Annotated in this window: 8 protein-coding genes; 6 read left to right on the top strand and 2 right to left on the bottom strand. The window is 54.2% G+C overall.

Going from position 1 to position 9,239, the window contains the following annotated elements; translation table 11 throughout:
- Positions 1-12: 12 nt before the first annotated feature.
- Complete coding sequence (gene ung / locus VF709_RS05200; protein WP_029882221.1) at positions 13-702, top strand: uracil-DNA glycosylase; 690 nt, start codon at positions 13-15, stop codon at positions 700-702.
- A gap of 38 nt (positions 703-740) precedes the next feature.
- Here the strand turns inward: ung and VF709_RS05205 are convergent, their stop codons facing one another.
- The gene (locus tag VF709_RS05205; protein ID WP_023620103.1) at positions 741-1,826 is read right to left on the bottom strand and encodes a tRNA/rRNA methyltransferase; all 1,086 of its coding nucleotides are present in this window, start codon (positions 1,824-1,826) and stop codon (positions 741-743) included.
- Positions 1,827-2,030: 204 nt separating this feature from the next.
- On the opposite strand from VF709_RS05205, the gene trxC reads away from it, so the two are divergent.
- From trxC to VF709_RS05230, 5 genes are all read left to right on the top strand, one after another.
- Positions 2,031-2,450 carry a thioredoxin TrxC gene (gene trxC / locus VF709_RS05210; protein WP_058678282.1) on the top strand — a complete coding sequence of 140 codons (420 nt, stop codon included), beginning with the start codon at positions 2,031-2,033 and terminating at the stop codon, positions 2,448-2,450.
- Between the two features lie 70 nt (positions 2,451-2,520).
- On the top strand, positions 2,521-3,219 hold the full coding sequence (tapT, locus tag VF709_RS05215; RefSeq protein ID WP_058678283.1) for a tRNA-uridine aminocarboxypropyltransferase: 699 nt from the start codon (positions 2,521-2,523) through the stop codon (positions 3,217-3,219).
- 35 nt (positions 3,220-3,254) lie between these two features.
- On the top strand, positions 3,255-5,918 hold the full coding sequence (locus VF709_RS05220; protein WP_013098332.1) for a bifunctional acetate--CoA ligase family protein/GNAT family N-acetyltransferase: 2,664 nt from the start codon (positions 3,255-3,257) through the stop codon (positions 5,916-5,918).
- Positions 5,919-6,028: 110 nt separating this feature from the next.
- Positions 6,029-7,384, top strand: coding sequence for a CDP-diacylglycerol--serine O-phosphatidyltransferase (gene pssA / locus VF709_RS05225; RefSeq protein ID WP_029882218.1), 1,356 nt, complete (start codon positions 6,029-6,031; stop codon positions 7,382-7,384).
- A gap of 44 nt (positions 7,385-7,428) precedes the next feature.
- Positions 7,429-7,752, top strand: a complete 324-nt coding sequence (locus VF709_RS05230) for a YfiM family lipoprotein (protein WP_040023403.1) — start codon at positions 7,429-7,431, stop codon at positions 7,750-7,752.
- Here VF709_RS05230 and VF709_RS05235 read toward each other — a convergent pair.
- Positions 7,749-9,044 (bottom strand): MFS transporter, encoded by a 1,296-nt coding sequence (locus VF709_RS05235; protein WP_013098335.1) that lies wholly within the window; start codon positions 9,042-9,044, stop codon positions 7,749-7,751. The two genes, VF709_RS05230 and VF709_RS05235, sit on opposite strands and share 4 nt — an antisense overlap.
- Positions 9,045-9,239 lie beyond the last annotated feature (195 nt).

Consider the following 9,239-nt stretch of genomic DNA (forward strand, 5'->3'; position numbering starts at 1 on the left):
CAGGAGAGCGAGATGACGACACCGCTGACATGGCACGATGTGCTGGCAGAAGAGAAACAGCAGCCCTATTTTATCAACACTCTCAGTACCGTTGCGGCAGAGCGGCAGTCTGGCCAGACGATTTATCCGCCCCAGAAAGACGTATTTAACGCGTTTCGCTATACCGAACTGAGCGATGTCAAAGTCGTGATCCTGGGTCAGGATCCTTACCACGGCCCTGGTCAGGCTCATGGGCTGGCCTTCTCTGTGCGCCCGGGCGTGGCTATCCCCCCTTCTCTGCTGAACATGTATAAAGAGCTTGAAGGAACGATCCCCGGTTTTACCCGGCCCAATCATGGTTATCTGGAAAGCTGGGCGCGCCAGGGCGTGCTGTTACTGAATACTGTCTTAACCGTACGAGCAGGTCAGGCGCACTCTCACGCCAGCCTTGGGTGGGAAACCTTTACGGATAAAGTCATCAGCCTTATCAATGAACATCGTGAGGGGGTAGTGTTTTTACTCTGGGGATCGCATGCGCAGAAGAAAGGGGCGATTATTGACCGTCAGCGTCATCACGTGTTGAAAGCACCACACCCGTCTCCGCTGTCAGCCCATCGTGGTTTCTTTGGCTGTAATCATTTTGTTCTGGCGAATGAGTGGCTGGAAAAACGTGGCGAAACGCCGATTGACTGGATGCCCGTGTTACCGGCAGAAAGCGAGTAAGAAATGAATGTGCCGGGCTGGCCCGGCACATAAAGAGCTTATGCTTTGTTCTGACGCCACCACTCCGCCAGCAGTACGCCGGTCGCGACGGAAACGTTCAGACTTTCCACATTGCCCGTCCCGTCAATAGAGACGCTCAGATCCGCACTTGAGAGTGCCGCGTCTGACAGACCATCACGTTCCTGACCTAACACCAGCACCATCTTGCGCGGCAGCGTCGCTTTAAACAGCGGCGTACCGGCATGGCTGGAGGTCGTCACAATGGAATAGCCAGCTTTACGGAACTGCTCGATGGCATCCAGAACGCTGTCGCCGGTGATCGGCTGAACGTGCTCGGCACCGCCTTCCGCAGTACGGATCGCAGCACCGGATTCCAGCAGCGCAGCATCCTGCAGCAGTACTCCTTTAACGCCGAAGTGCGCGCAGCTGCGCATCATCGCACCCAGGTTGTGCGGGTTACCCACATCTTCCAGCGCCAGCACGCAGTCATCGGCACCGGCCTGGCTGACCCACTGTTGCACCGTTGTGCCGTTGCGTTTTTTGATCAGGAAGCAGACACCACCGTGGTGTTCGGTGCCTGACGCTTTCGTCAACTCAGCATCATCAACCACATGGTAGGCTTTACGGTTTGCCGCCATCCAGCGCAGGGCTTCTTTGAAGCGAGGGGTGACGCTCTGGATAAACCATGCACGAACGATACACTCAGGGCGGCTCTGGAACAGAGCCTGACAGGCGTTTTCGCCATACACGCGTGTCTCTTCCGCACGCTGACGGCGCAGCACTTCCGGATCGATAAAGCTTTTACCGCTGATGCCGCCATGATCGGCTTTTTCAGGCGTCTCATCGCCAGGCGCGCGGGACACGGTACGCCATGGTGACGAACCCTCACGTGCAAAATCATCGCGTTTGCGATCGTCACGCTTGCGGTCATCACGTTTGCGGTCATCGCCGCGGTTGTTTCTGTCATCGCGGGCGGGGCGACGGCCACCGTCTGCACGAGAGGACGCCGGACGCCCGCCACCTTTTCCGGTACGCGGATTTTGGGTGCGTTTATCAGAGTCATCATCACTGCGGACATACATCACTTTGACCTTGCCGCTTTTATTTTTCATTTCGTCGTTCATGCTTTTCTCCACCAGCGCTGCGCGAAGCGCGCAGATTACCCGATGTGCAAGCGCATAGCCATAATTTCGTACAAAAGCCTGTGACTATTGTTCTCATTGAATAAAACGCATTGTCGTTTCAAACAGGCTCATTGATAATATGTAACATATTAGAAACATTATCGGCATACTGCCGCTGTCCCATGGTTCTATCAGAGGTTAGTTATGAATACCGTATGTGCCAACTGTCAGGCTCTTAACCGCATTCCGGACGCTCGGATCGAGGATGGTGCGAAATGCGGGCGTTGTGGCCATGAGTTGTTTGATGGCGATGTGATTAACGCTACAGGTGCTACGCTGGACAAACTCCTCAAGGACGATCTCCCGGTGGTTGTCGATTTCTGGGCACCATGGTGTGGCCCGTGCCGTAACTTCGCGCCAATCTTCGAAGATGTCGCCGAAGAGCGCAGCGGGAAGATGCGTTTTGTGAAGGTGAATACGGAGGCAGAACGCGAGCTCAGCGCCCGTTTTCGTATTCGTAGCATTCCGACCATCATGATTTTCAAAAATGGTGAAGTCATCGACATGCTCAACGGCGCAGTACCCAAAGCGCCTTTCGAGAGCTGGTTGAACGAGTCGCTGTAACATTCACGGGGCACATCTTGTGCCCCGTTCCCGCCTCTGCGAAAATGGGGTTTTTCCTGTCCTTTCGCCCATGACTGATAACGCTGTACTTCAATTACGCGCCGAACGCCTTGCCCGCGCGACTCGCCCTTTTCTCGCTCGTGGCAACCGCATCCGTCGCTGCCAGCGCTGCCTGCTGCCGTTAAAAGTGTGCCTGTGCGACACGCTGGAACCGGCCACGGCGGAAAGCCGTTTTTGCCTGGTCATGTTTGATACCGAACCGATGAAACCCAGCAATACGGGCCGTCTGATCGCCGATATTCTGCCTGATACGGCCGCGTTTCAGTGGTCGCGAACGGAGCCTCCTCAGGCCCTGCTCGACTTAGTGGCAAGCCCGGACTATCAGCCGATGGTCGTTTTCCCCGCCTCCTATGCAGGCGCCGACCGTCAGGTACTGTCAGCCCCACCATCCGGAAAACCACCGCTGTTTATTATGCTGGATGGCACCTGGACAGAAGCGCGGAAAATGTTCCGTAAAAGTCCTTACCTTGACGCGCTGCCGATCATTTCTGTCGACCTCTCTCGCGTATCGGCCTACCGCTTACGTGAAGCCCATGCCGAGGGACAATACTGCACCGCCGAAGTGGCGATCGCACTGCTGGATTTAGCGGGTGATACCGAGGCGGCTGCCGCGCTGGGCAGCCATTTCTCCCGTTTTCGCGAACGCTATCTGGCGGGAAAAACCGTTCATAAGGGCAGTGTCACAGCAACCGGGACAGAAAACGTTTAAAATCATCAGGTCGCTTGCATTCACAGGAGGCCTGCATGAGCCAGCGAGGGTTAGAAGCGCTACTACGTCCTAAATCCATAGCCGTTATCGGCGCATCAATGAAACCGGATCGCGCTGGCTATCTGATGATGCGCAACCTGCTGGCCGGCGGATTTAATGGCCCCGTTATGCCCGTTACACCGGCCTATAAGGCCGTTCAGGGGGTACTTGCATGGCCTGATGTTCAGAGCCTGCCTTTCGTACCCGATCTGGCCGTACTCTGTACAAATGCGAAACGTAACCCGGAATTATTGGAATCGCTCGGCAAGAAAGGGTGTAAGACCTGCATTATCCTCTCATCTCCTCCTGAACAGCAGCCCGAGCTTCTGGCGTGCGCCAGCCGCTATCAAATGCGTATTCTCGGGCCGAACAGTCTGGGGCTGCTCGCCCCCTGGCAAGGACTGAATGCCAGCTTTTCTCCAGTGCCGATCCGTAAAGGCAAACTTGCTTTTATTTCGCAGTCGGCTGCGGTATCCAACACAATCCTTGACTGGGCGCAGCAGCGTGAGATGGGGTTCTCCTACTTCATCGCCCTGGGTGACAGCCTGGATATCGACGTGGATGAACTGCTGGATTTTCTGGCGCGTGACAGCAAAACCAGTGCGATCCTGCTTTATCTTGAACACCTCAGCGACGCCCGTCGTTTTGTGTCGGCATCGCGCAGCGCGTCACGTAATAAACCCATCCTGGTCATCAAAAGCGGACGCAGCCCTGCAGCACAAAGCCTGCTGCATTCCCATTCCGGGATGGATCCCGCCTGGGATGCGGCTATCCAGCGCGCGGGTTTACTGCGGGTACAGGACACGCACGAACTTTTTTCCGCCGTCGAGACGTTGAGTCATATGCGTCCGTTGCGCGGAGAGAAATTAATGATCGTCAGTAACGGTGCAGCTCCGGCGGCGCTGGCGCTGGACGAACTGTGGTTACGTAATGGCAAGCTGGCCACGCTCGGTGAAGAGACGCTTCAGCGCCTGAGAGAGGCTTTACCCATCAGCGTTGCCCCCGGGAATCCCCTTGATCTACGCGATGATGCCAGTAGCGATCGCTATATCAAAGCCATTTCTATTTTGCTGGATAGTCAGGATTTCGATGCGCTGATGATTATCCACTCCCCCAGCGCGGTCGCTCCTGGCAGCGAGAGCGCGCGAGCCCTCATTGAAGCAGTGCGTAACCATCCGCGTGGTAAATACGTCACTCTGCTCACCAACTGGTGCGGTGAGTTCTCCTCTCAGGAGGCGCGGCGACTGTTCAGCGAAGCGGGGTTGCCAACGTACCGCACCCCGGAAGGGACTATTACCGCCTTTATGCATATGGTGGAGTACCGTCGTAACCAGAAACAGTTGCGTGAAACCCCAGCATTGCCCGGCAATCTGACGGCAAATTCCGTCGACGTTCACCGGCTGTTGCAGCAGGCTATCGATGAAGGTGCGACATCGCTGGACACTCACGAAGTGCAACCCATTCTTGGTAGCTATGGGATGCAGACGCTGCCCACCTGGATCGCCAGCGACAGCGCGGAAGCGGTACATATTGCCGAACAGATTGGTTATCCGGTCGCCCTTAAGCTTCGCTCACCGGATATTCCCCACAAGTCCGATGTGCAGGGGGTAATGCTGTATCTTCGAACCGCGGCTGAAGTTCAGCAAGCGGCAGATGCTATTTTCGACCGCGTAAAAATGGCCTGGCCTCAGGCCAGGATCCACGGACTGCTGGTGCAAAGCATGGCGAACCGCGCGGGCGCACAGGAATTGCGGGTGGTTGTTGAGCACGATCCGGTTTTTGGCCCGCTCATCATGCTGGGAGAAGGTGGCGTGGAATGGCGCCCTGAAGAACAAGCCGTGGTGGCCTTACCGCCGCTGAACATGAACCTTGCTCGCTATCTGATTATTCAGGCCATCAAAAGCAAAAAAATCCGTGGCCGGAGCGCCCTGCGTCCGCTCGACATTGCGGGGTTAAGCCAGTTCCTGGTGCAGGTCTCTAACCTGATAGTCGATTGCGCGGAGATCCAGCGGCTGGACATTCATCCTCTGCTCGCCTCCGGCAATGAGTTCACGGCGCTGGACGTCACCCTGGATATCGCGCCATTCGAAGGCGACAGAGAGAGCCGTCTGGCGATCCGTCCTTATCCTCTGCAACTGGAAGAGTGGGTGGAGATGAAGAACGGTGAGCGTTCGCTGTTTCGCCCCATTTTGCCGGAAGACGAACCGCAACTGCGGACGTTTATCTCTCAGGTCACGAAAGAGGATCTTTACTATCGCTACTTCAGCGAAATCAACGAATTTACCCACGATGATTTAGCCAATATGACCCAGATCGACTACGATCGAGAAATGGCCTTTGTCGCCGTTCGTCGTTCCGAAAACGGTGATGAGATCCTTGGCGTGACGCGTGCTATTTCAGATCCGGATAACGTCGATGCGGAGTTTGCCGTACTGGTGCGCTCCGATCTTAAAGGCCTGGGCCTTGGGCGGCGGCTACTGGAAAAACTCATCAGTTATACGCGCGATCACGGATTGTTACGCCTGAATGGCATTACTATGCCAAACAATCGCGGTATGGTGACCCTGGCGCGAAAACTCGGTTTTGACGTTGATATTCAGCTGGACGAGGGGATTGTTGCCCTCTCCCTCACTCTGAAATCGCCGGATAAACCCGAGTAAGCTACTGGAAATGTTACCCACTTTGGACGGGACTGGTGGTATCATTGTCCGCTTATGTTGTTTGCATGGTACAGACAACCCTTCAATGAACAGAGAAGAAACGCACTGTGATGTTGTCAAAATTTAAGCGTAATAAACATCAACAACACCTTGCTCAACTACCGAAGATTTCTCAGTCAGTTGATGATGTAGAGTTCTTTTACGCTCCCGCTCATTTTCGGGAGACGCTTCTGGAAAAGATTGCCAGCGCCACGCGACGCATTTGCATTGTGGCACTCTATCTTGAACAAGATGAAGGTGGCCGCGCGATCCTGAATGCGCTCTACGAAGCCAAGCGTCAGCGTCCTGAACTGGATGTTCGCGTGCTGGTTGACTGGCACCGCGCTCAGCGTGGCCGTATTGGCGCTGCTGCTTCAAATACAAACGCAGACTGGTATTGCCGCACGGCGCAGGAAAATCCTGGCGTTGATGTCCCTGTTTACGGGGTGCCGGTGAATACCCGTGAAGCGCTTGGCGTACTCCATTTCAAAGGGTTCATCATCGATGACAGCGTGCTTTATAGTGGCGCGAGTCTGAATGATGTTTACCTTCATCAGCTCGATAAGTATCGCTACGACCGCTACCATCTGATCCGTAATTCGCAGATGGCCGACATCATGTTTAACTGGGTGGATAAGCATCTGGTACATGGCCGTGGTGTGAATCGCCTTGACGATCCTCATCGCCCGAAAAGCCCGGAAATCAAAAACGACGTTCGCGCTTTTCGCCAGGAACTGCGAGATGCGGTTTATCATTTCCAGGGCGATGCAAACAACGAAGAGCTGTCCGTTACACCTCTGGTGGGCTTAGGCAAATCCAGCCTGCTGAACAAAACGATTTTCCATCTGATGCCGTGCGCAGAGCAGAAGCTCACTATCTGTACGCCGTACTTTAACCTTCCCGCCGTGCTGGTGCGCAATATCATTCAGCTGCTGCGCGACGGTAAAAAAGTGGAAATCATTGTCGGTGATAAAACGGCAAATGACTTTTTCATTCCAGAAGATCAACCCTTCAAAATCATCGGCGCCCTGCCCTACCTTTATGAGATTAACCTGCGTCGTTTCCTCAGTCGCTTACAGTATTACGTAAACACCGACCAGCTGGTGGTGCGTCTCTGGAAAGATGAAGATAACAGTTATCATCTCAAAGGAATGTGGGTTGATGATGAATGGATGCTGCTGACCGGCAACAACCTGAACCCTCGTGCCTGGCGTCTGGATCTGGAAAACGCAATTCTGATCCACGATCCACAACATGAGCTGGCCGCGCAGCGTGAACGTGAACTGGAACTTATTCGTACACATACGACGGTTGTTCGTCATTACCGCGAGCTACAGAGCATTGCCGATTATCCGGTGAAGGTTCGTAAGCTTATTCGCCGTTTGCGTCGCATCCGTATCGATCGTCTTATCAGCCGTATTCTGTAATATCCAGGCCCTGCCACCCGCAGGGCTTTTTTATGGAGCTGTTGATGCGTCTTCCTCTGTTAGTCATGACCCTCTGTTTAACCGGCTGTAGCCATATGGCGAACGATAGTTGGTCCGGCCAGGATAAAGCGCAACACTTCCTCGCATCCGCGATGTTGTCCGCTGCCGGTAATGAGTACGCCCAGCACCAGGGATATAGCCGGGATCGTAGTGCGGCAATCGGCCTGATGTTCTCAGTCAGCCTTGGGGCATCGAAAGAATTATGGGATAGCCGCCCCTCAGGGAGCGGCTGGAGCTGGAAAGATTTTGCCTGGGATGTTGCCGGTGCCACGACCGGCTATGCCGTGTGGCAGATGGCGCATTATTAAAGACGAATACCTTTCCCTTTGCGATGCAGCATCAGGGATACGATAAAGGCCAGCGCCCCCATGATCGTCACATACCAGAAGAATGTCGTTTCGCTTCCCCATGATTTCAGGGACAGCGCAACGTACTCCGCCGAACCACCAAACAGGGCATTGGCGACCGCATAAGAAAGCCCTACTCCCAAAGCACGCACCTGTGCCGGGAACATCTCAGCCTTGAGTATCCCGCTGATCGAAGTGTAGAAACTCACAATCACCATCGCCAGCATCACCAAAGCAAATGCGGCATAAGGTGATGAGACGTGCTGAAGCGCGGTTAAAATGGGGACGGTACATAAGGCGGACATACCACCAAAAATCAACATTGATGTGCGACGGCCGATCTTATCTGAGAGCGCACCGATTAGCGGCTGTATCAGCATAAAGACGAAGAGCGCGGCGGTCATGATGACGCTGGCGACGTTGGCGTGCATTCCCGTAGTATTCACCAGATACTTTTGCATGTAGGTGGTAAAAGTATAAAAACTGAGTGAACCACCGGCGGTGAAACCGAGAACCATCAGGAAAGCTTTGCGGTTTCGCCACAGTCCTTTAAACGATCCCGCTTCCTTCAGCGCCCTGACCTCTTTTTGCGAGGTTTCGTCTAACTGACGGCGCAGCCAAAGCGCCACGATCGCCAGTGCAGCTCCCATCGCGAAAGGAATTCGCCATCCCCATTCATGAAGCTGGCTGTCTGTGAGGATCTGCTGCAGGATCACGACAACCAGAATGGCCAGCAGTTGACCGCCGATGAGCGTGACATACTGGAAAGAGGCGTAAAAACCCTTCCGACCTTCAAGTGCAATTTCACTCATGTACGTGGCGCTGGTGCCGTACTCTCCCCCAACGGAGAGTCCCTGGAATAAACGAGCCAGCAATAAAAGGGCGGGCGCCCAGGTTCCAATAGCGTCATACCCCGGCAGACAGGCGATGATAAGGGAACCAAAACACATCATGCAGACCGAGATCAGCATGGAGGTTTTACGCCCGCGACGGTCTGCGATACGGCCAAATAACCAGCCACCAATCGGTCGCATTAAGAATCCTGCTGCAAATACACCTGCCGTTTGCAGTAGCTGCGTTGTGGTGTTTCCTGACGGGAAGAAAATATGTGCGAAGTAAAGTGAACAGAATGAGTAGACGTAAAAGTCGAACCATTCAACCAGGTTACCGGATGAGGCACTAACAATTGCCCATACCCTTCTTCGGGTATCACTGGCAACCAGCGTCCCGTTCGATGTAATGCTTTCGGTCATTATGATTATACTCCTGCCATAAACAACGGCATGTTGAGCTCTGAAGGAACTCAATACCTTGTAAATTAAATGTTATTATTTTGTTATAAATAACATTGCGAGAGAGATCACAAATTTCGTTAGCAAGGTAAGTTCCGGAGAAAGCCCAGGAGGGGAATGGTGCGGTCTGGTGCCCTCTCCCGCAGGGTGAGGGAG

This window comes from Enterobacter sp. Lyrl_3, assembly GCF_051948675.1.
GTDB classification, from domain to species: domain Bacteria; phylum Pseudomonadota; class Gammaproteobacteria; order Enterobacterales; family Enterobacteriaceae; genus Enterobacter; species Enterobacter cloacae.

Bases quoted from the DNA above. Each gene is read 5' to 3' on its own strand.
- ung (WP_029882221.1), top strand. From the start codon at position 13: ATGACGACACCGCTGACATGGCACGATGTGCTGGCAGAAGAGAAACAG.
- VF709_RS05205 (WP_023620103.1), bottom strand. From the start codon at position 1,826: ATGAACGACGAAATGAAAAATAAAAGCGGCAAGGTCAAAGTGATGTAT.
- trxC (WP_058678282.1), top strand. From the start codon at position 2,031: ATGAATACCGTATGTGCCAACTGTCAGGCTCTTAACCGCATTCCGGAC.
- tapT (WP_058678283.1), top strand. From the start codon at position 2,521: ATGACTGATAACGCTGTACTTCAATTACGCGCCGAACGCCTTGCCCGC.
- VF709_RS05220 (WP_013098332.1), top strand. From the start codon at position 3,255: ATGAGCCAGCGAGGGTTAGAAGCGCTACTACGTCCTAAATCCATAGCC.
- pssA (WP_029882218.1), top strand. From the start codon at position 6,029: ATGTTGTCAAAATTTAAGCGTAATAAACATCAACAACACCTTGCTCAA.
- VF709_RS05230 (WP_040023403.1), top strand. From the start codon at position 7,429: ATGCGTCTTCCTCTGTTAGTCATGACCCTCTGTTTAACCGGCTGTAGC.
- VF709_RS05235 (WP_013098335.1), bottom strand. From the start codon at position 9,044: ATGACCGAAAGCATTACATCGAACGGGACGCTGGTTGCCAGTGATACC.